Annotated in this window: 28 protein-coding genes and 2 tRNA genes; 9 read left to right on the forward strand and 21 right to left on the reverse strand. The window is 53.1% G+C overall.

Going from position 1 to position 24040, the window contains the following annotated elements; genetic code table 11:
* Positions 1-20 precede the first annotated feature (20 nt).
* Positions 21-551 carry an OmpA family protein gene (locus tag M0D42_RS10665; RefSeq protein ID WP_265018596.1) on the forward strand — a complete coding sequence of 177 codons (531 nt, stop codon included), beginning with the start codon at positions 21-23 and terminating at the stop codon, positions 549-551.
* 111 nt (positions 552-662) lie between these two features.
* Positions 663-923 (forward strand): hypothetical protein, encoded by a 261-nt coding sequence (locus M0D42_RS10670; protein WP_265018597.1) that lies wholly within the window; start codon positions 663-665, stop codon positions 921-923.
* Positions 924-987: 64 nt separating this feature from the next.
* Here the strand turns inward: M0D42_RS10670 and M0D42_RS16045 are convergent, their stop codons facing one another.
* Positions 988-1242 carry a winged helix-turn-helix transcriptional regulator gene (locus M0D42_RS16045; protein ID WP_419195936.1) on the reverse strand — a complete coding sequence of 85 codons (255 nt, stop codon included), beginning with the start codon at positions 1240-1242 and terminating at the stop codon, positions 988-990.
* Between the two features lie 403 nt (positions 1243-1645).
* Between M0D42_RS16045 and M0D42_RS10675 the strand changes: the two genes are divergently transcribed.
* The 4 genes from M0D42_RS10675 to M0D42_RS10690 all read left to right on the forward strand — a co-directional run bounded on the left by M0D42_RS10675 (position 1646) and on the right by M0D42_RS10690 (position 5676).
* A complete protein-coding gene (locus M0D42_RS10675) occupies positions 1646-1942 on the forward strand; it encodes a hypothetical protein (protein ID WP_265018598.1) in 297 nt (98 codons plus the stop codon).
* Positions 1943-2868: 926 nt separating this feature from the next.
* Positions 2869-3915 carry a DNA (cytosine-5-)-methyltransferase gene (gene dcm, locus M0D42_RS10680; RefSeq protein WP_330221170.1) on the forward strand — a complete coding sequence of 349 codons (1047 nt, stop codon included), beginning with the start codon at positions 2869-2871 and terminating at the stop codon, positions 3913-3915.
* Positions 3916-3946: 31 nt separating this feature from the next.
* Complete coding sequence (locus M0D42_RS10685; RefSeq protein WP_265018599.1) at positions 3947-4378, forward strand: very short patch repair endonuclease; 432 nt, start codon at positions 3947-3949, stop codon at positions 4376-4378.
* Positions 4363-5676 carry an MvaI/BcnI restriction endonuclease family protein gene (locus tag M0D42_RS10690; RefSeq protein ID WP_265018600.1) on the forward strand — a complete coding sequence of 438 codons (1314 nt, stop codon included), beginning with the start codon at positions 4363-4365 and terminating at the stop codon, positions 5674-5676. The genes M0D42_RS10685 and M0D42_RS10690 overlap by 16 nt, the downstream gene beginning before the upstream one ends.
* Positions 5677-5801: 125 nt before the next feature.
* On the opposite strand, the gene M0D42_RS10695 is transcribed toward M0D42_RS10690, so the two are convergent.
* The 9 genes from M0D42_RS10695 to M0D42_RS10735 form a co-directional block, all read right to left on the reverse strand.
* On the reverse strand, positions 5802-6515 hold the full coding sequence (locus M0D42_RS10695) for an HNH endonuclease (RefSeq protein ID WP_265018601.1): 714 nt from the start codon (positions 6513-6515) through the stop codon (positions 5802-5804).
* 8 nt (positions 6516-6523) lie between these two features.
* The gene (locus tag M0D42_RS10700; protein ID WP_265018602.1) at positions 6524-7366 is read right to left on the reverse strand and encodes a GmrSD restriction endonuclease domain-containing protein; all 843 of its coding nucleotides are present in this window, start codon (positions 7364-7366) and stop codon (positions 6524-6526) included.
* A gap of 422 nt (positions 7367-7788) precedes the next feature.
* Positions 7789-7863, reverse strand: a tRNA-Phe gene (locus M0D42_RS10705).
* 78 nt (positions 7864-7941) lie between these two features.
* Positions 7942-8136, reverse strand: a complete 195-nt coding sequence (locus tag M0D42_RS10710) for a DNA gyrase inhibitor YacG (RefSeq protein ID WP_265018603.1) — start codon at positions 8134-8136, stop codon at positions 7942-7944.
* 2 nt (positions 8137-8138) lie between these two features.
* Positions 8139-9155 carry a ribonuclease E/G gene (locus M0D42_RS10715; protein WP_265018604.1) on the reverse strand — a complete coding sequence of 339 codons (1017 nt, stop codon included), beginning with the start codon at positions 9153-9155 and terminating at the stop codon, positions 8139-8141.
* Complete coding sequence (locus M0D42_RS10720; protein ID WP_265018605.1) at positions 9152-9730, reverse strand: Maf family protein; 579 nt, start codon at positions 9728-9730, stop codon at positions 9152-9154. The genes M0D42_RS10715 and M0D42_RS10720 overlap by 4 nt, the downstream gene beginning before the upstream one ends.
* 34 nt (positions 9731-9764) lie before the next feature.
* On the reverse strand, positions 9765-9983 hold the full coding sequence (gene infA, locus M0D42_RS10725; RefSeq protein WP_007205486.1) for a translation initiation factor IF-1: 219 nt from the start codon (positions 9981-9983) through the stop codon (positions 9765-9767).
* A 120-nt stretch (positions 9984-10103) separates the two neighbouring features.
* On the reverse strand, positions 10104-10556 hold the full coding sequence (locus M0D42_RS10730; protein WP_265018606.1) for a low molecular weight phosphatase family protein: 453 nt from the start codon (positions 10554-10556) through the stop codon (positions 10104-10106).
* 3 nt (positions 10557-10559) lie between these two features.
* Positions 10560-11039: a UPF0262 family protein gene (locus M0D42_RS10735; protein ID WP_265018607.1), complete on the reverse strand. Its 480-nt coding sequence runs from the start codon at positions 11037-11039 to the stop codon at positions 10560-10562.
* A 142-nt stretch (positions 11040-11181) separates the two neighbouring features.
* On the opposite strand from M0D42_RS10735, the gene M0D42_RS10740 reads away from it, so the two are divergent.
* Entirely contained in the window at positions 11182-11940 is a 759-nt protein-coding gene (locus tag M0D42_RS10740) for an SDR family oxidoreductase (protein WP_265018608.1), read from the forward strand.
* A 2-nt stretch (positions 11941-11942) separates the two neighbouring features.
* Here M0D42_RS10740 and hisD read toward each other — a convergent pair whose 3' ends face one another.
* From hisD to M0D42_RS10765, 5 genes are all read right to left on the reverse strand, one after another.
* A complete protein-coding gene (hisD, locus tag M0D42_RS10745) occupies positions 11943-13247 on the reverse strand; it encodes a histidinol dehydrogenase (protein ID WP_265018609.1) in 1305 nt (434 codons plus the stop codon).
* Between the two features lie 44 nt (positions 13248-13291).
* Positions 13292-13768: a GNAT family N-acetyltransferase gene (locus M0D42_RS10750; RefSeq protein ID WP_265018610.1), complete on the reverse strand. Its 477-nt coding sequence runs from the start codon at positions 13766-13768 to the stop codon at positions 13292-13294.
* A gap of 74 nt (positions 13769-13842) precedes the next feature.
* On the reverse strand, positions 13843-14322 hold the full coding sequence (locus M0D42_RS10755) for a DUF2948 family protein (protein WP_265018611.1): 480 nt from the start codon (positions 14320-14322) through the stop codon (positions 13843-13845).
* Positions 14319-15581: a UDP-N-acetylglucosamine 1-carboxyvinyltransferase gene (gene murA / locus M0D42_RS10760; protein WP_265018612.1), complete on the reverse strand. Its 1263-nt coding sequence runs from the start codon at positions 15579-15581 to the stop codon at positions 14319-14321. The genes M0D42_RS10755 and murA overlap by 4 nt, the downstream gene beginning before the upstream one ends.
* The gene (locus tag M0D42_RS10765; protein ID WP_265018613.1) at positions 15582-15752 is read right to left on the reverse strand and encodes a hypothetical protein; all 171 of its coding nucleotides are present in this window, start codon (positions 15750-15752) and stop codon (positions 15582-15584) included.
* 118 nt (positions 15753-15870) lie between these two features.
* On the opposite strand from M0D42_RS10765, the gene M0D42_RS10770 reads away from it, so the two are divergent.
* A tRNA-Thr gene (locus M0D42_RS10770) sits at positions 15871-15945 on the forward strand.
* Positions 15946-16069: 124 nt separating this feature from the next.
* Positions 16070-16459, forward strand: coding sequence for a hypothetical protein (locus M0D42_RS10775; protein WP_265018614.1), 390 nt, complete (start codon positions 16070-16072; stop codon positions 16457-16459).
* A 22-nt stretch (positions 16460-16481) separates the two neighbouring features.
* Here the strand turns inward: M0D42_RS10775 and speB are convergent, their stop codons facing one another.
* The 6 genes from speB to M0D42_RS10805 all read right to left on the reverse strand — a co-directional run bounded on the left by speB (position 16482) and on the right by M0D42_RS10805 (position 24040).
* Positions 16482-17324, reverse strand: coding sequence for an agmatinase (speB, locus tag M0D42_RS10780; protein WP_265018615.1), 843 nt, complete (start codon positions 17322-17324; stop codon positions 16482-16484).
* Entirely contained in the window at positions 17321-18490 is a 1170-nt protein-coding gene (nspC, locus tag M0D42_RS10785; RefSeq protein ID WP_265018616.1) for a carboxynorspermidine decarboxylase, read from the reverse strand. The genes speB and nspC overlap by 4 nt, the downstream gene beginning before the upstream one ends.
* A 109-nt stretch (positions 18491-18599) precedes the next feature.
* Positions 18600-19811 carry a saccharopine dehydrogenase family protein gene (locus tag M0D42_RS10790; RefSeq protein ID WP_265018617.1) on the reverse strand — a complete coding sequence of 404 codons (1212 nt, stop codon included), beginning with the start codon at positions 19809-19811 and terminating at the stop codon, positions 18600-18602.
* 36 nt (positions 19812-19847) lie between these two features.
* Complete coding sequence (gene speA / locus M0D42_RS10795; protein WP_265018618.1) at positions 19848-21734, reverse strand: biosynthetic arginine decarboxylase; 1887 nt, start codon at positions 21732-21734, stop codon at positions 19848-19850.
* Positions 21735-21872: 138 nt separating this feature from the next.
* Entirely contained in the window at positions 21873-22643 is a 771-nt protein-coding gene (locus M0D42_RS10800) for an IclR family transcriptional regulator (protein WP_265018619.1), read from the reverse strand.
* A gap of 32 nt (positions 22644-22675) precedes the next feature.
* A complete protein-coding gene (locus M0D42_RS10805) occupies positions 22676-24040 on the reverse strand; it encodes a TRAP transporter large permease (protein ID WP_265018620.1) in 1365 nt (454 codons plus the stop codon).

The following is a 24040-nucleotide window of genomic DNA, read 5'->3' on the forward strand; positions in this document are numbered from 1 at the left end:
CCATCTAAATGGAGTTTGGTATGGTCGTGAGAATAGCTGCAATCCTATGGGTCCTGCTTGCCCCAACAGCCTTATCCGCTGAGTTAAACGCAAGTGAATGTCTGAGGATTCAACAGCTTTTGAATAAGCTTCCGTCAGAATGCCTCCAGGCTTCCGCAAATCCAAATGAATTAGGCCTCAAGTCTCCAGCTGGGGCGGTGAAGCAAAACCATATCTTCTTCCCTGCGGGAGGCAGTGAGCTTGATCCAAATGCTATAAAGCAACTCTATGCCCTCAGTCGCGCTTTGATGGGGCAAGTCATGGGGGACACGTGCCTGCAACTGATAGGCCATTCCGACACCTCTGGCGGAACTGCTGCCAATGAAAGACTTGGGCAATTGCGCGCAGAAAAAGTGGCTGAATATCTGGATGCTCAGCTACGGAACTCAGCGCGGATTCAAGACGTTACTTCCGTTGGAGAAACGCAGCCTTTGAATGGTTTTGCCCCGCAAAACAAATGGCAAAGGCGCGTAGAAATTCGCGCACGAAAGTGTTCTCCGGTCTCGTTTTAGATCTGATCCGCTTCGGTGTTGAAACGAGAGAATTTGTATCCCACTTCAGCGCGTCATCAGCAAACAGTCGCAACGCAATCAGAATCTGGGTAATCGGTCCAAGTGGTGCCCTTGGGTGAGCGATACAAATACGCGTGGTCTCCGCACGATATCGAAGAATTATATGACTTGCAGAGCGACCCACACGAGCGCCTCAATCTGGCAGAACTCCCTGAGTTCAAGGCACTAAAACAAATGCAGAAGGACAAGCTCTTTGAATGGATGGCACAAGAGCGTGATGCGCTTGTGTTTGGTGGCTACCAACTGCCAGTCGGAAGCTACATCGATGGACGCGACATCACTGAGCAACACCAACACGAACCGCAGCCGTAGACCACAAAGGCTGCGCAGTCCCAATACTGTTTAGCAGAGTTTTCATGTGAACTACCTCAGTCGCTCAGGGCGCTGCCGATAGAATGAGGGACCTTCTGTCATTGGGTAGACCTATCCCACATGCACCCCAAGAAGTACTCGCGTTGTTCCTGAGGCAATCCACCTCAGCCGCATTTAAGCATCCTGTCAGCACTCGGTCTTCAACACGCAGCACCAGTTTCAACAAATCTGAAAACCGCTTCGGACCTGTAAGCATTTGAAACAGCGAGATCGGTTTCCAATTCCCAGCAACGACCTCCACTGAGTCAATCGAGCTCATTGGCGACGGGACAAGTCTCCCGGCTGCGCACGCGCAACCAGCACAGAAAGAAGGGCAACAAAGCAAGCTTCGGGAAAGCTGCTCGGAAATGTAAGCCTCTGTAGAGAAATGGGAGTTTTAGAGATGTAAATGGTGCCCGGCCCGGGAATGAACAACGACTTCAAGTCTGCTTGCAGGGTGTATCATAGAAGGGAAGTCGGTCCCCAAACCGGATTCCGCTCCCTACGCCCCGCCGGCGAGGCGCGCAGGCAAACTTCAGTTTGCGTAACTGCGCGCAGCCCCATTCCTGGGCATGCGATGGGCGCCATCGAGGCGCCTTTGCCGCGCAGCCCAGTATTCCGGGAGCGGATGTGAAATCCCGGAGCCATTTCCTGTCCAATGAAACGCAAAACGGAGAGGGAAATTGGCAGATCTGGACACTCAAATTGAACAGGCCCAGCAGCGATTGAGAGACCTGCAAGCGAAGGCTCGCAAGCAGAAGCGGCGGGATGACACCTGGAGGCTGATCCTCTATGGCGCGGCCTGCCTTGCTCACATCGAAACGCTTGACGGCGACAGGCGAAAAACAGAGGCCGTGGGAAAACTGCATGCGAAGGTTACTCGAAGCAGCGACCGGGTGTTCCTTGGATTGGAGCCGCTGCCCGTAAGACCAGACATTGATCCGGCGACCAAAGCAGAGAAAGCTGCCCCGAGCGAATAAAGGAATTGAGCTTCATGCGAACATGGCGGCGCAAGGCTTGCGCCGCCCAAACAGGCCGCGTCGCTTTTGAGAAGACTTTGCCTTTGGGGGGGAATTCCCTGACGTTCCTGATCAGGCGTTTTGGTAGGGAGACTTGCATACAGCCGCCCCCAGCCAATTCCCTCACCGGGAAACTGACCAATGACCACCTCACCTTCGGAATTGGGTGCGAACCGCGGGTCTGATTGCTGCACCCGGACACGCCGCCTGCACAGAAATCGCGTCGGCTTCACCAGATTGAGCACCGCCAAATTGGCGACATTCGTCACCGTCAGGGAGAACTCCGCAAGTTTCTCCGGAAAGATGGACGTTCCATAGGCCAGAACGACCTCGCCAGTCGCGTCATCGACATGGATGACCAGACAGGGGCGGTCCTTGTCTCCAGGACCATCAGAATGAGGGAAGCGGAATGAAACGATGTCGCCAGTGGAAAGCGGGCGCGTTGCGCCCGGCACGTGTGCCGCCATGGAGGGCTTCAAGATTTGAGGAAGATCGTGTCGCCCCTTCTTCAGATCCATCCTTCGGATGTCTCTGAAGAGAGCTAAGTGCCATGTTTTCTGGGATTTTTATCGACGCCATTCAAGGGGGGTGAAACAAAACTTTATGCCGTAATTGCAAAAAAAGCGGCTTCGGTTTTTTGAATTTCAGCCAATGTAAAATAGGCCAAGCGGCGAAGGCTACCAATGAGGAAAGTCTTCATGCGGCATCAACGAAGACAGAAAGTTCATGCGATCTGAGAACCAAGCTGGGACAGTTATTCTTCGCCACCCCACAATGAGAACGAAATATGAACAAATCTGTGGGAAACTGATCGGATAGTTGCTATTACTGGCCTGGACCGGGCCGTGATACCCATATATAGTGCATGAAAAAGAGGTGCGACCAGGATGAGCCAAGGCTTCACATTTATTGATCTTTTCGCCGGAATCGGTGGTTTGCGCCAGGCTATGGAGAGCATCGGCGGGCACTGTGTCTTCACGAGTGAGTGGGATAAGTTCTCAAAACAGACTTATGAGGCCAACTACCGCGACAACCGTCCGATCGTCGGCGATATTCGTGAAGTGGCTGCCGAAGACATCCCACCGCACAATGTTCTGTGTGCCGGTTTCCCCTGTCAGCCATTCTCCTTAGCCGGTGTTTCCAAAAAGAACTCACTCGGCCGAGAACATGGATTTCGTGATGAAGCACAGGGAACACTGTTCTTTGACGTTGTCAGGATCCTTGAGCATCATCGTCCTGAAGCCTTCATGCTCGAGAATGTTAAAAACCTGATGAGTCATGACAAGGGAAAAACCTTTGAAGTGATCATGGGCGCTTTGCAGGAACTTGGATACTCGGTGAAGGCTCAGGTGATCGACGCCCAGCACTTCGTTCCTCAACATCGCCAGAGGATTGTGATCGTTGGCTTCAAGGAAGACACCGGTTTCACTTTTGAGGACCTCCAGTTGAAGCCTAAGGGCAGTATCACGCTTGGGTCGATCCTTCATCCTCAGAATGGAACCGAGACAGCCGAAATTCCTTATACTGAGGGCCCGGATGCCAGGGTGAACCCAAAATACACCCTTACGGATAAACTTTGGGAATACCTGCAGAATTACGCTGCCAAACACAAAGCCGCAGGTAACGGCTTTGGTTTTGGTCTGGTCGGCCCCGAGAATGTCTCTCGGACGCTGTCTGCACGTTACCATAAAGACGGATCGGAGATCCTGATTGATCAGGGTGTGGGAAATAATCCTCGCCGCTTGACGCCACGTGAATGTGCTCGCCTCATGGGGTATTCTGATGACTTCAGAATTCCGGTGTCTGACACCCAGGCCTATCGCCAGTTCGGGAACAGCGTTGCCGTCCCCGTGTTCAAAGAGGTTGCGCGCATTATGGCACCTCATCTTGCGCACGTGATGGACAACCGCCCGAAGGAGGCAGTCTCTGTCTGACGTTCACGATCAAGCTACCCGCAGCCGCAATATGTCGGCTATTCGCAGCAAGAACACGAAGCCAGAACTTCTGATCCGCCGCGGGCTTCACGCCCGCGGCTTTCGCTTTCGCCTTCATGATAAAGCGCTCCCGGGAACACCAGACATAGTCCTGCGCCGATATAGCGCTCTGATTGATGTGCGGGGATGCTTCTTCCATGGTCATGACTGCAACCTTTTCCGGCTACCGCGCACCCGAAGGGATTTCTGGGAGAGCAAAATTTCCACCAACAGAAGGCGTGACATCAAAACAGCAAGTGAGCTTCAGGATATTGGATGGAGGGTTGCAATTGTCTGGGAGTGCGCCCTCCGTGGCCCAAAGAAAATCAATTCGGAAACTGTTATTGACTCTCTCTCCCAATGGCTGTCCTCTGACGAAAAATTATTTGAAATCAGAGGCGTTGACTCATGTTTACCTCCCTGAGAAACGTTATTTCAGCAATGCAAGATGCGGGGGCGAAGCGATTTTATGCGAAGCGTCTTGCCCCAAATGACAACTCGAAGAACCAAGTTTACCTGGGTGGCGGCTTTGATGCGCTCAACATCATCCCGCATGGTGATATCGAGACCGATTTTTCTGAAAAAGCTGGAGCTGTCCGGCGGCGCGACAAAGCTTCTGTCGAGTTCTATTGGATTGACAGCCAGGGAATATGGCGAGCACCCAACGCCCAACTCATTCTTTACCCCAAATATCCCGAAGTCAGGATGTCGGGCTTTTTGCAAAAAGCTGTGAACGCACCGAAGGGCCTCATGGCGTCCCGCGATGAAGGAAGGGTGATGTTTTTCGGGGTTTCCCCCGAGGGGCGCGTTTACGGCTTCGTAGACGCCTATGATTCTGACGTAGCCGCCGAGCTGGATGCTCTGGGTGAATTTCCGTCGGAAGGTGTGTTTTCTAACATCACCCGCCTGGTAACCAAAGCCAGCCGCGACCCTCGTGAGATTCTTCTGGAAACACTTCGGAATGTTCATGGCAAAGGCTGGATTCCCGGTCAAAGACTGCACTCCGATGGGGTCGTCAGGCCGTATTCCGCACAGAATGGTGGTGGATATACCCTCGAAGCTGAACTGGGGATTATCCCCAACGGAATCGCGGAGCCTGACTTTATGGGATGGGAGATCAAGCAATATTCCGTCAGGGATTTCGTGAATTTTCGGGCGAAATCACCAGTCACATTGATGACTCCTGAGCCAACCTCAGGTGTATATTCTGACAATTTTCCGCTGTTTATGAATGACTTCGGTTACGACGACACTAAAGGCCGACCGGGGCGCCGGAACTTCGGCGGCATTTACAAATACGGATCCGAAGCGCACGCGCGCACTTCGGTTCGGATGATCGTTGAAGGATACGACACGGAAAAGGGCAAGATTGACGACATGGGTGGGAGCATCTTGCTGGTCGCCCCTGATGATCGCGTTGCCGCAGGTTGGGAGTTCAAGAACCTTCTCAACCATTGGAATCGCAAGCACGCTCAAGCGGCCTACCTTCCTTCGCTGTCATCCGGCAACCCGAGGCAATATCAATATGCCGACAGGGTCCAGCTTGGTCAGGGAACTGATTTCTTCAGGTTCATGCGGCTCATCAGCCAAGGCAGTGTATATCTTGATCCGGCAGTGAAGGTCGAGAACGGTAAGCAGAAAAAGAGAAATCAGTTCCGAGTAAGCCACACAGACCTCCCCAAACTTTATGAACGCTTTGAAAGCATCGAGCTAAGGAAGTAAGCAACTGAGCGGCGGCGTTTTTTGTCGTTCCACTAACTTCAAACATAAACTTGCAAGTATTCGCGCAATAGAATTGAAACTCTTGCCAGTCCTCCTTTTTATTGGGGGACTGGCAAGTAAAAAAATCAGTTTTTGACCGCAGTATTGCAATATGGGTGGGTAATCTGACCATTCTCTGGGTCTCCCATGCCACCTTCGCTTTTACGCTTGATATGGTCATATGAGGCAGACTTGTTGGCATCAATTAAACCGCCACAGATCGAACAGCTTAGAGCGCTATCCAAAGATTGGCGTAGATAGATCGCCGACTTTGCTTCATCAGTGAAGTTTCTTGCCGCTCCCTCAAGCTCTGAAGCAACCAGCTTTCCCTGCAGACCGAGCAGCAGCAGAAGTTTCTCCGTATTGACCTCTTCCTTTTTCAATAAGCTGTCGATAATCCCGGTGAACATTTTGCTCAACCGCGCCACCCTTTGAGTGCTGCCAATCTGCACAATTGCTTGATTTATTGTCGCTTTATTTGCGATCAAGAACTTCTCCAATGGTTCCCTGCACTCGATAAACTTCTTAAAAAAGCCCTTGTCGTTATCTTGGATTGCCTTGGCAAAGACTCCAGTGACTGCCAAGAACAGGTGATCACTATGTTTACCCCGATGGTTATAGAAATACACAGCCGGGTGTAATCCTAAACTCGCCGCTCCATTACCTGTTATACGGCGCATTACCTTAGTGCATTTCTTCAACGCCTCTAATGTCGCCATCCCATCAGGGTCTGACTTATTGATTGCCCAGTCCTTCGTATCTGAACTCGTTTCCCGTGCCGCCGTGGCAATAAAATCCATCAGCAAGTTCAATGCACCAATCGGTGATGCGCGCCCCCCAAAGGTAAATCAAGGGTCTTGATTGGCTCGTTGATCTCCGGTTGGAAAAGCAGTTCGTGTAGCTCAAGGGCCGAGTCTTCAATCTGATTCATTGTTTCTTGATCAAAGCGGGACCAATATTTGTGGCCAGTGCCTGCACGAACAATGGAACGCGCCGAAATTGCTACGGGGTTTCTGCGCTCCCGGAGCAATCTCTCTTCGGTTTTATGAAGTGGAGTGCCTTGGGTGTTGATTTTGAAAAAAGAAGTTTCTGCCTTCTCTGCATCACCTTCCACCCATTGAAGGGAGAGCGATCGAGTAGCCAAATTTCGAGCCCGTTTTTTCAGCACATCATCTGATGTGCTGTCTGGATCTATCATAGCCGCATGTAGCGTTTTGTAAGGGCCAATCTCGCGATTAACCAAGTTTCGCACTCTCGTCGCCACACGCTTCTGGTCATCAGGAATTGTGCCCCGATAGAATTTCGAGGAAATTGGCCCATCACCGTAGTCATCTTCGATCCATGCTCGAAGAGTGCTTATGCGATGACCACCGTCGATAACAAAAACGTGGCTGGGGGATTGCCACAAAATCACAGACGGCACCAATTCATTATCGAGGAAGCTTTTTAAGAAAACCAGAATCTGCTTCGGATCCCAATGATTTGTCTCTCGCTGGAAGTCTGGTTTCCTGAGGCGGTGAACCAAAAAGGAGTCTTGTTTCAACTGCGCGACTGAGAAGGTCTGAATTTTCTCAGCAGAACTGTCATCGTCGGATTTTGCTGCAAAGTCCGCGCGCGGAAGCATCGCATCCAAATTTACTTTCTGTGCCATTGGGCCCTCAAAATGTATTCATGCACTTATAAATAGTATGAGGCCCAGACCGAAACAACCATAAAGGGAGTTTCAATCGCCGTCCATGCCGCCTGATCTTCAACGTAGCGAAACCAAAGCCTGCTTTTCTCTCGATCTTCCAGGCAAGTGAGTATAGCAACTCTGGTTAAGTTCATATTGGAAACACGGAACGCTAATGAGGCCACCCACATCCCGCTCGGTGGTTTAGGTCTCAGCAGCGGTTTCCTAAGTGCCTCGTTCGATTTTCTAAGCGAACAATCCGAATTGTCCGACGTGGGATGTGTAGCAAAATGTGAGGCAGATTGTGTAGCAAAACAAGTTAGAGACCAAAGCGAGCACAACCAAAATACAAAGTTATCCAATTAAACCAAATAGATATTCACAATTTCTCTTGATTTAAATGGTGCCCGAGGGCGGAATCGAACCACCGACACGAGGATTTTCAATCCACTGCTCTACCCCTGAGCTACCCGGGCACGGGTGAGTGATCTCTCACTCGGGTTTGCGCGTTCTATGTCAGGGCTGCGGTGGTGTCTAAGGGGATATTCAAAAAATTAGTGCAGTTGGCCGTCTTTTTTTGAACCCACTGATTGGGCCTCAGAAATTGCGTCTTCCAGAGCCTCATCCTCCACCGCTGGAGTGCTGTATTCTTCGTTCAGCCATTTGCCTAAGTCGATGTCAGCACAGCGTTTTGAACAAAAAGGACGGTAGCTTTGTGCGGTGGATTTATTGCAGATTGGGCAGGCCATTTTCAGAGGCCCTCAAGAGGCAGGCGGTCGCGTTTGCGCTGTAGCTCGAAATGTCCCAGAGGGGTCCATCCCGCCATCACAGTCTCGACACCATCAGCTTTCAAAGCTGCACGCAATGTGCTCTCAAAAATCCGGCGATCTTTCTTTGGTATGGGGGCCGCATCTATTGTAATCTGACCGCCAAGGCCGCGTAAACGTAACTGACGTGGCAGGTCTTTTGCTGCAGATATATTGGCTTGCAGCGCAGCGCCAGGCGATGTGTCGCGACCTGTGTTGACATCCACCGCGACCAAAGCCCGGGTGGGTTCAACAAACATATAGGCGCCGTTGCCAAGCGACACGCGCGGGTGTGAAAGATCTTCCAGCGCATCAAGGACACCATGCGTGTCAAAAGACCCGGGACTCGTCACGACATCAGCCGGATCGATCCATTCGCGCCACGCAAGCACATGCGGGCCATCGCCTTCCGATAGCTTTTCTGCAGGGCCTTCGGTTTCGCTCATGATCGCGGTGGCCATATCCTCCATGGAGGCGATGTCCTCGGCAATTTCATCGACATCTTCAGCCGTGCAGCAGGACCTTAGGATCAGCCCCATATCGCCTTCCTGCATGACGCCATGCGCAATGCCTTTCAGGGTATCGCGCAAATCGTCATCTTTGATCGAACGGCTTACATTCAAACCCGGAGAATCTGGGGTGACAATTGCGTAGCGGCTTTTGAACAGAATTTTTTGCGTCACCGGAATGGCTTTGCCGTCTTCGGCATATCCAGTGACCTGTACCAAAAGCGGCTGCCCTGGCGAAAGGCCTTTGACCTGGCGCAGAAAGACATTTCCATCGGGCGTGGAGAGGAACATTCCGCCCTGCCCTTTCATCGGGCGATCCGCAATGGCACGGTAAATCGTGCCCGGCCGCGGCGCATCGTTGTCAATCAGGAAATCATGAAGTTTGCCATCCACCATCAGTGCCGCAGCTTCGCGGCCATTCAAATGGTCGAGGATGATTTGACGCCCTTTCATGGCATCTCCTTATAAAGCGGATAGCCCGCTGCACTGAGCAGCGCCGCGGTTTCAGCCAGCGGCAACCCTACAATACCGGTAAAAGACCCACTGATCCACGGAATGAAGGCTCCGGCTGGACCTTGAATGGCGTAGCCGCCTGCTTTGCCTTCCCAGTCACCCGTCGCGAGATAGAAATTCAGCTCATCATCAGAGAGGCGTTTCATCTTGGCCTGGCTGACAACATCACGCTGCCAGAACTGGTCGCCTCGTTTTATGGCAACCGAGGTGATAATACGGTGACGACGGCCACCCAAGGCAATCAAAAATTCTGCAGCTTCAGACGCATCTGCAGGTTTGCCCATAATGCGGCGACCCAGCGCGACGGTTGTATCAGCGCAAAGCACGATATCATCGGTATCTGCCTGAACAGCAGCAACTTTTTCCCGTGCAATACGGCTACAATAATCTTTGGGAAGCTCACCCTTATGGGGCGTTTCATCGATATCAGGGGGGCGAATATCATCCGCCACAACCCCGATTTGTGCCAGCAATTCACGACGCCTTGGGCTGCCTGAGCCGAGGATCAGTGTCATATCACCAAACCTGCAAACAGCCGCAAAAGCGGAATTACTTGAAGCGGTAATTGATCCGACCTTTGGTCAGATCGTATGGGGTCATTTCGACCTGAACTTTGTCGCCTGCGAGAACGCGGATGCGGTTCTTGCGCATTTTACCTGCCGTGTGAGCGATGATTTCATGGCCGTTTTCCAGCTCGACCCGAAATGTCGCATTTGGCAGGAGTTCCTTTACGACGCCGGGAAATTCGAGCAGTTCTTCCTTGGCCATGGTTTCTCCTTCACAAAACACCCGTCCATTACGGGCGATCCCTTAAATGGTTGCAAATTGCCTGATTTACAAGCGCATTTTGCAGCTATCTCGTAAATATGAACAGTTTACGGACCTCGATCAGCCCTCTTCACCCCAAGCTTCTTTCAATCGCTCGATAATTTCATCACGAGACTTCCGGTAGGCATCCAGTTTGGCGTCCCGTGTTTCCCCCTTGCCGGTCGGATCCGGAATCGGCCAAAACTGCAGGTCCATGTGGAACCATCGTGTCAGTTCCTGCGCTTTGGCATGGCTCGCAGGCGAAAGCGCTACAACCATATCGAAGCTGGAAAGCTGATCGCCGAGTTCTTCCAACTCTTCAAAGGAGCGAGAGCGATGACGTGAGAGCTCGACGCCAATTTCCTGACAGACCGCAATGGCAAAACCATCAATCTCCAGATCATTGCTCAGGCCCGCCGACTGCACATAGGTATCTGTTCCAAATAGCTGTTTCATAATGCCTTCAGCCATCGGAGAGCGTACAGCATTGTGGTCACAGCAAAAGAGAACCGACTGTGGAAGATCGAAGGCCATGAATTAGCCTCCGAAATGCAGAACGCAGATCAAGGTGAACAGGCGGCGCGCTGTGTCGTGATCGACATCGGCCTTTTCTTCCAAACGCTCGGCGAGGATGCGCGCGCCTTCGTCATGGATGCCGCGACGGGCCATATCAATGGTTTCAATCTGGCTGGGCGGCATGTTCTTCACGGCATCAAAATAGCTTTCGCAGATCTGCCAGTAATCTTTGACAACCTGACGAAAGGGAGAGAGGGACAAATGAAATTCTGCCGCCTTACTACCCGCATCGGTTGCAATGTCAAAGACCAATCTCTTGTCGCGAATGGCCAATTCGACAGAATATGGACCGTCAGGAATTTCACGATCTGCGCGTTTGGGCAGATCGAAAGTATTCTTTTCGATCAGGTCAAAAATTGCGACGCGTCGCTCCTGTTCAATTTCAGGAGTCGGCGGCGGCAAATTGCGATCATCAATTTCAATGCGGCTAATATAGCTCATGGATCAACCTGTACCTGACTGCACCAAAAACAGGTAGCCTATGACGGCCAGACGAGCAATGCGGCATCGCCGCATGGGTAGTAATGCGGGGTCTGTTGGCAACGGTTGCCCAATGGCGCATTAAGACCTGAACGGAGGAACTATGACAGATTACGGTGTTTTTTCCCTGAAAGGCCAACGCGCGCTGATCACAGGAAGTAGCTCTGGCTTGGGGTTTGAGATCGCAAAGCTCTTAGCGGAAGCCGGTGCAGAGGTCTGGGTCAACGGTCGTGATTCGAGCACTGTTGACACCGCTGTTCAGGAAATTGGGCCCCATGCACATTCAGCGGTCTTTGATGTGGCAGACCAAACAGCTGCAAGCGATACGCTATCAGAAATAGAAGCTTCGGGTGGGCTTTCCATCTTGGTGAACAATGTCGGCATGCGCGATCGCAGGAGCCTTCAGGAGTTTTCAGAAGACGATATAGTAAATCTCCTAAAGGTTGATCTAATGGCTCCATTTGCGTTGTCGCAAAAAGCGGCTCTCGGAATGGTAAAGCGAGGATATGGGCGCATTGTGAATATTAGCTCGATTGCTGGTTTGATCGCGCAGTCAAATGACGCGCTTTATACTACGGCCAAAGCGGGTTTGAACGGAATGACACGGGCCATGGCAGCTGAACTTGGCACACAGGGTGTCACCGTCAACGCAGTCGCGCCGGGGTTCTTCAAAACCGCGCCGAATGCTTTGGCGGCCGAAGATCCCAACATTCAAAAACGACTGGAGATGTCGTCATCGCTAAAACGTTGGGGCGAACCCAGAGAGCTTGCGCCTGCGGTGCTTTTCCTCGCCTCCCCTGCCGCAAGCTTTGTCACTGGACAGGTCATGGCTGTGGACGGCGGCTTCACAGCGCACTATTGAGATTATTTCTGGTTCAGAGCGTCCAGCCGAGCCAGTACGGACAGTCCGTGTGCCTCGAGGCTTTCGCTTTCTGCCAAAGCTGCAGCAGCCGGACCAATGGCACGCAGACTATCCAGTGTCATCTTGGACAGGGTCGTGCGCTTGAGGAAGTCCATGACTGACAGGCCAGAGCTAAATCGAGCGGAGCGTGCGGTTGGCAGAACGTGGTTTGGTCCACCGACGTAGTCACCAATGGCTTCTGGCGTGAACTGGCCCAGGAAAATGGCGCCAGCGTGAGTGATATTCTCGGACAGAGCATCTGGATCAGCGACACACAGCTCTAAGTGTTCTGGCGCAATACGATCTGACAGGCGCGCAGCTTCATCCAGATCAGTCACTGTGATCACCGCGCCAAAATCACGCCAACTTGCACCTGCGATGGCACGACGCTCCAGCGTTTCAAGACGTTTTTCAACAGCTTGCGCCACCTGTTGACCAAAAGCGGCGTCATCCGTGATCAGGATCGACTGTGCGCTTTCATCGTGCTCTGCTTGGCTTAGCAAATCGAGCGCGATCCAATCCGGGTTGTTGTCTTTGTCTGCAATCACAAGGATTTCAGACGGACCCGCAATCATGTCGATGCCAACCTTGCCAAACACACGGCGTTTGGCTGCTGCAACAAATGCGTTGCCCGGCCCCGTGATCTTATCAACAGCCGCAATGGTTTCTGTGCCATAGGCCAAAGCCGCCACCGCCTGTGCGCCGCCAATGCGGTAGATTTCGTCGACCCCAGCCAGTCGTGCGGCCAACAGAACCAATGGGTTTGCAATGCCATCTGGCGTTGGAACAACGATCGCAAGTCGTTCAACACCCGCAACTTTGGCAGGAATGGCGTTCATCAACACTGAAGACGGGTAGCTTGCAAGACCGCCGGGAACATAAAGGCCCGCTGCCGAGACCGCAGTCCAACGCCAGCCTAATGTCGCGCCGCTTTCATCTGTCCAGCTATCGTCCGCTGGCATTTGCCGCGCGTGATAGGCGCGAATGCGGTCTGCCGCCAATTCTAGCGCTGCCCGCTCTTCATCAGACACCTCAGCGCAGTAGGCGTCAATTTCCGCCTCTGAAAAGCGCATCGTTTCAGACGTGAGCTCTAGGCGGTCAAATTTCGCCGTCAGCTCCAGCACCGCCGCATCACCACGGTTGCGCACGTCTGAAATGATCTCAGCCACAACCGCATCCACATCCGGGCTGTCTTCGCGCTTTGCGCCGAGCAAGGCTGTGAACTGGGTTTCAAAATCCGCATCCTGCGTGTTCAGAAACTGGGGCATGTGGCTCTCCTTTGCGACGCTCTTAGCGGGCAACGCAGCAAGCCTCAAGTATTACTGGAAATCAGCTGCTTTCGCATGGGCTGTCCATCGGTCGTATAACAAACAACACGCTCGCCATCGATCTCCCACCCTTGCTTTAAGTAATAGTCCTGCGCGGTCTTGGAGCTGACCAGACGCGCCGCATCAACTCCTTTATCACGCATTTCATTTTCCATGTGCTGCAACAGGGCGGAACTATGCCCCTGCCCACGCGCGTCCGGCGCCACATACAGAAGTTGGATCATCCCATCAGTGGAGTAGCAACCGACGGCGCCGATGCCCTCGTTCGCGAGACTAAGGCGCATATGGGCACCCTCTTTGAGCCATTGGCAAATGTGCTCCGGAGACTTGTTTTCGATCCAACCCTTAATCAGTTCAGGATCATCCAAATGGTCCGCCGCACAAAGCTCGGTAATAGAACGGATCAGCACATTGCTGATCTCATTGGCATCTTCGAGAGTGGCTTGGCGAATTTCTGGCATAGGGCCTCCTGTGATCGGACCCTATGCAGCGTAAAGAACCAAAGCAACCATGGTTTTAGGCTGCTTCACCCCAATCACTCGTCGTGAGCCGGCACCTGCTTGGATGGCGCTATATAGGGGCGCGTGACATCTTTAAGCGCGACCTCAAGCGCTTCAACAGTCAGGCGGATCGCTCCATCCCCAGCCAATGTGACGGTGACCGCACCCGTCTGATCATCGGCTTGTTCGAATTCGACAGCAAGAACCGATAGGATCATATCTCGATCAGAGCGATCGACACCCTGGCTCGCGACTTTCAATACGTTTTCGATAACCAACAAGGACTGCACACGTTCGACATCGCGCCGACGACTTTCGGCATTGTCTCGATCTTCCCAGCGGAAACGGTTCAGCAAAATGGCAAAGCGGCGGTCTTTGGCACGCCAGGTCATTTCAGTTACCGGGAATACAGCATCCTGCACCAGAGCAGAAACAACCTGCAGGTCTTCGCTGTCCAGTGCCCCAAGATTTAAGGGTGCTTCGCGACCATCTTCGAACCGTGCATCTTCACTCATACGCCTTCCACCCTCTCGATCAACGCGCCTACGTTGCTCAGTTTTTCTTCCAACCGTTCGTAACCACGGTCAAGGTGATAGACGCGGTTCACCAGCGTTTCCCCTTCTGCCGCCAGACCCGCAAGGATCAAAGACACGGAGGCTCGCAAATCTGTCGCCATCACAGGCGCACCCTTTAGTTTTTCAACGCCATGGACGGTCGCAGTACCACCGGCAACCTCAATATTTGCGCCCATGCGGATCAATTCCGGTGCGTGCATAAAGCGATTTTCAAAGATTGTTTCTTCCAAAACCGAAGTACCCTCTGCAAAGCACATCATGGCCATGAACTGCGCCTGTAGATCGGTTGGGAAACCTGGGAAGGGCGCTGTGGCAACATCCACTGCTTTCAGGCGGCCACCCGGATGGCGCACCTTCAGGCCAAGGTCCGTTTCAGTGATCTCAAGACCGGCCTCTTCCATCTTATCGCAAAACGCCGCCAAAAGATCCCGACGTCCGCCAATACACTCTACTTCGCCGCCAGCAATCCCCGGCGCTGTCATGTATGTGCCCAATTCGATCCGGTCGGTGATCACACGATGGGTCGTGCCATGCAAACGGTCCACACCGCGCACAACCATTGTCTCTGTGCCCGCACCTTCAATATCCGCGCCCATCGCGATCAAGCAATCTGCGAGGGCTTTTGTATCAGGTTCACGGGCAGCGTTTTTGATGACCGTGGTGCCTTTCGCGAGCACAGCCGCACACATGATATTCTCAGTCGCGCCCACAGAAGGGAACGGGAATTCAATCTCCGCACCTTTCAAATCGCCAGAGGCATGCACATAGCCGTCTTTCAATTCGACCTTGGCTCCAAGCTTTTCCAAACCGGTCAGGTGAAAATCAACGGCACGCGCACCGATCGCACAGCCACCCGGCAGAGACACAACAGCTTCGCCAGTGCGGCCAATCAATGGGCCCAGCACATTAAATGACGCACGCAGTTTACGTACCATGTCGTAATGCGCGAGATGAGATGTCAAAGCGGACGCAGAGAACGCCAGAGTGCCGCCTTCGTTCAGGCGCCCAATCTCTACCCCCAGGCTTTCAAGCAGCGTCGATAGCGTAGCGACATCTGACAGGCGCGGCACATTCGTTAATGTCAGCGGCTCTTCGGACAGCAGCGAAGCACACATCAGTTTCAGACAAGTGTTCTTAGCCCCTGCAATTGGGATTTGGCCTTTCAGCGCGCCATTACCTTTTACGAGAATCGAATCCATTTACTCTTGTCCCTTATCCTGCACATTTGCCTCAGACCCCTCTTTTTCAACGCTGCGCGCACGGGCCTGCGCCTTACGGCGGCCCATATTGGCCTTCAGCGCGGCCTTCAACCGTGCTTCGCGATCTTCCGCCTGTTTGGCTTTGCTTGAGGGTGGTTTTTTGCTCTCCATGCACTTTCCATACATGAGGTAAAAAAAACATTCCAGATGCCCTTGCGCGGGGGGGAATTTGAGTCTAATCACCGCGCCACGGTCGATGTCACTAACGTGCTCATCCTCGCCGACAGCTGCTGCTGTAGCTCAGTGGTAGAGCGCACCCTTGGTAAGGGTGAGGTCGGGAGTTCAATCCTCCCCAGCAGCACCATCTCTCTTTGATAATTCATCCTTTAAAAACATCAGTTTTGCAGCCATTGTATTTGCTTTGGAAGTGCGATTTTAGTCGCTTCACATGCGCGGAGTTCCCGCAAAATTTTGAGAAGGATTTTAGGATGCGATCTTGGGCTATTGCTGCTGTATTCTCCCTGACCTGTGTCATAAGTTCAGCAAGTGCTGAAGAGTTGGTGCAGCGAAGCGAGCTTAACCGAGCACCTCTGACTGGCGTCGAAGGCATGGAAGTCATTGTCAGCAAACTGGTTTTACAGAACGGTGGTCGCATTGTGCTGCACACTCACCCAGGGGATGAGCATGCGGTGATTGTGAAAGGTGGCAAGGTGGAACTACCCAATGGCAAAATAGTCGACTTTGCCGATGATACTCCCATGTTCTTCCCTGAAGGACCGGCGCACGGCGGTGTCACGTCACGCAATGAAACACCGATCATTATTTACACGACACACATCGTGCGCGCGGGTGAACCACTAGTAACAATAGCTGAATAAGCATGAAACGTCGGGGTACTGCCTAACAAGCAGCCATCAAACGATAGACAATCTGTGCAGCAGTAAAATCCCAAGCCGCATTGCCATCTGGTGCCAGCTCAACCACATCAAGCCCGACGCATCGACGCCCTTTCAAGGTGTGTTCGACCAAACGAAGGGCCTGATAATAGCCCAATCCACCCGGAACGGGCGTACCCGTCGCAGGCATCTGACTTGGGTCGAGACCATCCACATCAAAGCTGACATAGATGTCCTCAGGGAAGTCATCAGGCAGATCGACTTCGTGGATATTTCCGACAACCAGCTCTTCAGCGTCTTTGAAAAAGACCTGATATGCGACGCGGCTCTCTTGTTCCTGCTCACACAGCGCGCGAACGCCAAATTGCGCGAGACGGATGCCTTCTTCGGACAGAAGATGCATGACAGAGGCGTGGCTGTGTTTGTTGCCCTGATAGGCCACCCGCAGGTCGGCGTGGGCATCGATCTGAACAATACCAATCGGCTTCTTCAGTGCGCGCGCGACCCCCATAACGGCACCATAAGAGAGCGAGTGTTCCCCGCCCAATGTAACCGGAACCTTGCCAGCTTCTGCAGCTGCCTGTGTCCGCTGAGCAATGCGTTCCATGACCTCGGCCAGATCACCTGTACAATCCACCGGCACTTCGGTGAAGATACCGTCCGCACAGGGTTCTTTGCCGACTGTGATGCGTTCCAGTTCGTTGGACGCTTCGATGATGGCCGATGGGCCATTTTCTGTACCGGAGCCGTAAGACACGGTGCGTTCCAATGGAACCGGGATGATGCGGAATTTCGCGCTCTCGGCGCGTTCTTCATTCGCGAGTTCGCTGTCGAGAAAAATGCTCATGACAGGCGTCCTTTGAAATCTTCGTAAGTAAACTCGCGGATCATTTTCAAATCATCCGTGCGGCTGTCCCAGAGCGCGATGGACGGCAGTGGAACGCCATTGAAGGTGTTGGTTTTCACCATGGAATAATGCGCCTGATCTAGGAAAGCGAAACGCTGCCCGATCCGGAGCGGCTTGTCCCAAGTGTAGTCTCCAATCACATCACCAGCGAGGCAAGACGGGCCGCCAAGGCGGTAAGTCGTTCCTTGCTCTGCCTCACCCAGCAGCGCCGGACGGTAAGGGGCTTCGATCACATCAGGCATATGGCAGGTTGCTGAAATATCGGTGATTGCGATCTGTTTTTCGTTGGTGAATGTATCGAGCACTTCGCCGACCAGAATACCTGCATCCAAGGCAATGGCTTCACCGGGTTCGATGATGACTTCGACATCGTATTTGGTGCGGATATCTTTCAGCAGAAAGATCAAAACGTCACGATCATAGTCGTCGCGCGTGATGTGATGCCCACCACCAAAATTGAGCCATTTCAATTGGTTGAAATAGGGCAGCAACTTGTACTCAACCGCAGACCAGACATGCATCAGCGGCTGGACACCCTGTTCGCACAGCGTGTGAATATGGATACCGTCAACGCCATTCAGCGCCTCAGGAGTAAGCTGACTGATCGGTGTGCCCAGACGAGAGCAAGGCGCCGATGGATCGTATTTGGCAACTTCGCCGACGGAGTACTCCGGATTGATGCGCAGACCAACCTGAACTCCTGCAGCCTGGCATTTTGCCAGGAAACGATCTTTCTGCGCAGGGCTGTTAAAGATCACATGATCTGACAGTGCGATGATCTCGTCGATGTCGCTGTCTTTATAGCCCGCGCAGAAGGTCGCGACTTCTCCGCCGTATTCTTCGCGTGCCAGACGGGCCTCAAAGATGCCGCTGGCACAGGTGCCGGACAAATATTGGCGCACCAGAGGGGCTAATGAAAACATCGAAAAGGCTTTGAGCGCTGCCAGCACTTTGGCGCCGGAGCGATCAGAAACGTCCTTCAGGATTTGAAGATTGGCTTCAACTTTGGCGGCATCCACCACAAAGCATGGGGATGGGACACGATTGAGGTCGAATTCCTTGAAGGCACCAGGATCGCCTGCTTGGGTGGTCATCATGTCGGACATCACGCGCCTCTTGATTTCCCTGAGGTTGGCAGGGGGCCAGCCCCCAGACCCCCGGAGTATTTATTCAAAGAAGAAGATGGGGCGGTCGGGATGCCCGCCCTGTTGTTACTTAGAAGTCGACCGGACCGTCGAGTTCGTGGACCTGCCATGGCAGGCCGTGTTCGTTCAACATATCCATGAAGTCATCTGGATCAAGTTGTTCCATGTTCCAGACTCCCGGTTCTTTCCAGTTGCCTTTCAGAAGCTGCGCCGCACCGATCATAGCTGGCACGCCTGTGGTGTATGAAACAGCCTGTGAGCCGACCTCTGCGTAGCACTCTTCGTGGTCACAGATGTTGTAGATGTAATAGGTCTTTTCGCCGGAGCCGTCTTTGGCTTGGCCGGTCGCGATATCACCGATACAAGCTTTGCCTTTGGTCAGCGCACCCAGATCGCCCGGATCAGGCAGCAGAGTTTTAAGGAATTGGATCGGGATGATCTCTTTGCCGTCGTGCATCACCGGGTCAATGCGGGTCATGCCGACGTTTTGTAATACAGTCGCGTGCATGATGTAGGCATCACCGAAAGTCATCCAGAAACGCGCGCGTTCAATTTCCGGGAAGTGCGTGGAGAGGCTTTCCAGCTCTTCATGGTACATCTGGTACATGTTCTTTTCGCCAACACCTGGGAAGTCGAAAGTGACCTTATTGGTCAGGGCCGGGCTGTGTTGCCACGCGCCGTTTTCCCAGTGGCGGACCTCAGCCAGAACTTCGCGCAGGTTGATTTCCGGGTTGAAATTGGTGGCAAAGGCCTGACCGTTGTCACCGCCGTTTGCATCCAGAATGTCGATCTGACGAATGGTCTCGAGCTTGTGTTTCTTGAGCCAGGTCGCGAAGACAGAGGTCACGCCCGGATCAAAGCCAGAACCGAGGATCGCAGTCAGGCCTGCCTCTTTGAACTTGTCTTGGTAGGCCCACTGCCAGTGGTATTCGAACTTAGCCACATCTTCTGGCTCGTAATTCGCGGTGTCGAGGTAATGGCAGCCCGCTTCCAGGCAGGCATCCATCAGCACGAGATCTTGATAGGGCAGTGCGAGGTTCACGAGGATTTCTGCACCGGTTTCTTTGATCAAAGCCACGGTATCAGCGACATTGTTTGCATCAAGTTCCGCTGTTTTGATGTCAACGCCCACACGCTCTTTTACGGCAGCGGCAATCGCATCACATTTGGATTTGGTGCGGCTCGCAAGTGTGATCTCGGAAAAGATATCCGAATTCATCGCCATTTTGTGGACAGCAGCGTGGGAGACGCCCCCTGCCCCAACAACAAGTGTTTTGCCCATGTTCATAATCCCCTAGGTGTCGTCAGAGACAAGTTGTTATTCATAATAGGTGTAGCCATTAATGGAGTCACGATAGGCTCCCATCAGCGTTTTGCGGTCTTTGGCTTTCAAAGCCCCGGTCGAGATCGCTTCGTCCACCATTTTGCGGAATTCGGCGACGCAGTCCTGTGGATCGAATTCAACGTAAGACATGACCTCGGAAATCGTGTCGCCCTCTTGCTCGTGCAACAGGTCGAAGCCACCGTCGGCGCGCAGGTCAATGGTCACCACGTTGGTGTCGCCAAAGAGGTTGTGCAAATCGCCGAGCGTTTCCTGATACGCCCCCACAAAGAAGACGCCCATGTAGTAGGGTTTGTCTTCGGGCAACGTATGCACCGGTAAGGACGGCGCTACTCCGTCAGCGAGAATGAAGCGGTCCACTTTACCGTCGCTGTCACAGGTGATGTCTGTCAGTACCGCGTGACGGTCTGGCGTTTTGTCCAGCATCTGCAGCGGTACAATCGGGTGCAGCTGATCGATGGCCCAGACATCTGGCAGCGACTGGAACAGCGAGAAATTGCAGTGATAGATATCAGCCAATTTCGTCAGCTGCTCATCGCTGATCGGGATTTGGTCAAAGCCCGCGTGTTCTTTGATACGTGCCATCAGGTGCAAATAGATACGTTCCGCGCGGGCCATCTGGCGCAGGTCGATATAGCCACGGTGAAAGAGCGCCCGCAGCTCATTGCGGTAAAAGTTGGCGTCGTTCCAACATTCCTGCAGCCGTTCGCCGGAGATATATTCGGTGATGGCCAAAAGGTCAGAGATCAAATGGTGATCGCCTTCCTCTGCCTGCGGAGCCGTCGGCGCATCATAATGCGTCGCTTCAAGAACGTTGAAGATCAGCATAGAAGACGTCGCAACGACAGCGCGTCCGCTTTCGGTGACCAAAGTTGGGTGATCGATTTCTGCCGCATCCATCGCGTATTGCACTGTCTCGACAACGTTGGTGCAGTACTCACGCATAGAGTAGTTGATGGAGCTTTCTGTCGCGCGTTTTTCACCGGTGTAGTCAACGCCCATGCCACCGCCCAAATCGAGGTGAGTCAGCGGCACACCTTCTTGGGTTAGTTCCGTGTAAAAGCGGCAAGCTTCCGTAACAGCGCGGCGTACATCATTCACATCGGGCACCTGGCTGCCGAGATGGCTGTGCTGAAGTTTGAGGCAATGCAGAAGGCCTGCATCACGTAGCTTATCGACCATCGAGACAAGCTGATCGGTGTTCAGACCGAAGGCCGACCGATCCCCAGAGCTTTTTTCCCATTTGCCTGAAATCTGATTGGTCAGTTTGACCCGCACACCGAGCATCGGATCGACGTCGAGTTCCTGTGCTACCGCAACGACGGTATCCACCTCCTTCGGACTTTCCAGAACGATGCAGGTGTTGAAACCAAGCTTGCGGGAAAGGATGGCCAGACGAACGAATTCTTCGTCTTTGATACCGTTGCAGACAATCAAAGCCTCGCGCGAAAGGCGATGCGCCAGGGCGATGACCAATTCTGGTTTAGAACCGGCTTCAAGACCATAGTTATGAGGACGACCGAACTCGACAATCCGATCGACAACCTGTGCCTGCTGATTCACTTTGATCGGGAACACACCTCGGTATTTTCCGCGGTACCCAACACGTTCGATCGCCTCATTGAAGCAATCATTCATATGCTTGATTTCATGTTCCAGATAAGACGACACCCGCAGGATCATCGGCACCTGAATGCCGCGGTCATCCAGATCTTCTAAAATGGCTGGCAGGCTGACAGATGGCGCGTCAGGGTTGAGCGGGTTTTTCAACCCGATCTCACCCATATCATTCACGACAATGAGGTCTTTTCCCCATTTATTAATGCCGTAGATGTCATGCGGCGCGGCATAAGTCTTGTTCAATCAGGTGTCCCCCGAAACCAGCAGTATAGCGTGATAGATGGCGCGGTTTATGCGGGTTTGACGATTCTTCCAAGAAGAAATTGTTGAGGTTACGCAGTGCAGCGGAACCCTGTCGCAGCCAAGCACTGAATGGTCGTTTCAGTGAAGAAGATCGGAAAGCTGCGCCGCGCTTTCTTTCAAAAGCCCAACGCATTCAACAGCACGGGGCAGCGGAAAGCGCTGTTCTGGTGCGTGCACGGACAAGGTCGACACAAGGCGTCCATTGCCTTCAAAAATCGGCACCGCAACCGCTGTCATTCCCTCCATGAATTCGCAGCGATCCAAGGAGTAGCCAACCTCGCGGATATTCTTGATCTCTTCAATCAAGGTATCGGCTCTGGTGATGGTGGATTTGGTCCGCGCTTCCATGGAAGTGGCCTGCGCGTAGTTTTTCAGATGTCGATTGTCGAGCGAGCTCAGATACATCTTGCCTGAGGCAGTGCAATAAAATGGCACCCGTGAACCGATGGGCAACTGAATACGTAGTGGCCATTTGGTTTCAACACGGTCGAGATAGATCATGGCATCCCGGTCAGGGAGCGCGATGTTACATGTTTCACCGACTTGATCCGCCAATTTAGACAGAACAGCCACACGGGCAGTCCGGATACGTAGCGAGGAAATAATGCCGGTGGACATATTGCGCAGGCGTAACCCTGGAGAGTAGCCGCGCCCGTCGATTTCACGCTGGATGAATCCTTCGGTTTCAAGCGTGGAAAATAGACGGTGGATGGTGGGTTTGGGGAGGCCGAGGGTTTGGTTTACCTCAGTGGGTGTCACAGGGACCCCGGCCTTGGCCATGGCTTCTAGCACCAGCAACAAACGTAAATTTGTAGGAATTCCGTTTTCTTTGCTTGTACCATCAGCCATCGCTATCCCCCAATATTCTTATCTTTCTGTCCTTAACCCGACGCCGGGATCAACATTGTCGACAGCGCTGGTACCAACGAGACAATGATCCATACCGCGAGCAGCGAGAACAGGTAAGGCACCGTGTAACGCAGAAGGCGGAAGTATGGTACCCCGGTCACACCTGAGGCCACATATAGGTTGAGACCATATGGTGGTGTGATGAAGCCGATCGATGCACCCACAAGGAAGATCACGCCAAACTGCACCGGTTCGACACCGACAGAATGAGCAATCGGGGCCAAGATTGGCGCCAAAATGATCGTCACAGGTAGAGATTCCAGAACCATGCCACAGACGAAAACAATCGCCATGGAGGTAAAGAGAACCGCGTAGTAGCCACCCATGCCACGCACGAAGTCACCAATGATTTCCTGCGCACCCAGAACTGACAGGATCTGTTGCATAACAACAGAAACTGCGATCAGTGGCGCAAGGATACCCGCGATCTGAGCAGAGCGCATTGTAATCGATGGCACTTCAAATGGTGTGAAGCCCTTTACAACCAGGTATTCTGCAACGCTGCGTTCCTTGAAGTCACGATCTTCAGATGGGGAACCCATCATCTTATAGATCGGCAAGCTCAGGAAGCCGACGATGATACAGAAACCAACGGTCACGCCCGCAGCCTCGGTCGGCGAGAATTTACCAGTGTAGATGCCCCACAGAACCAAGCCGATTGCAAAGAAACCAAGCCACGCGCCAATCGCCGTCTTAAAGACACGGCCGAACTGCAACTTGATCAGGTAGCCCCAGCCGTTGATGGTACAGATGACAAAGGCCACCGCCATCATCGCGAACACCATCATCGCACCTGGGATGATACCGGCCACGAAGAGCTCGGAAATCGGTAGGTTCAGCAAGAAGCCGTAAACGATGAAGATGATCGATGGTGGGATGATGATACCAACGGTACCACCCGCCGCAGCCGTCGCCGCAGAGAAGCGCTCGTCATAGCCACCCTTCACCATTTCAGGGTGAAGCATGGAACCGATGGTCGCTGTTGTCGCAGAGTTCGAACCCGAAATCGCCGCAAAGAGACCACAGGCACCCAGCGATGCCATCGCCAGACCACCACGCAGCCAACCAAGGCAGGAGTAAGCGAAGTCAGACAAGCGACGCGCGATACCTGAACGGTTGATCAAGTCACCGGTCAAAATAAAGAGCGGCATCGCAAGTAGCGCAAAACCATCGGTAAAGACGTCGCCGAGGGCCGCGCCAGTGTTGATCAGAGGCAGACCGAGCACGAAGCTCATGCCTATCACCCAATAACCAATCACAAGAAAGACCGGCACGCCGAGCATGAAGAAGAAGGTCACCCCAAGAGAGATGATAGTAATCCAAGTACTGTCCGTCAT

The organism is Cognatishimia activa, assembly GCF_026016445.1.
In the GTDB taxonomy this organism is placed as follows: Bacteria; Pseudomonadota; Alphaproteobacteria; order Rhodobacterales; family Rhodobacteraceae; genus Cognatishimia; species Cognatishimia activa_B.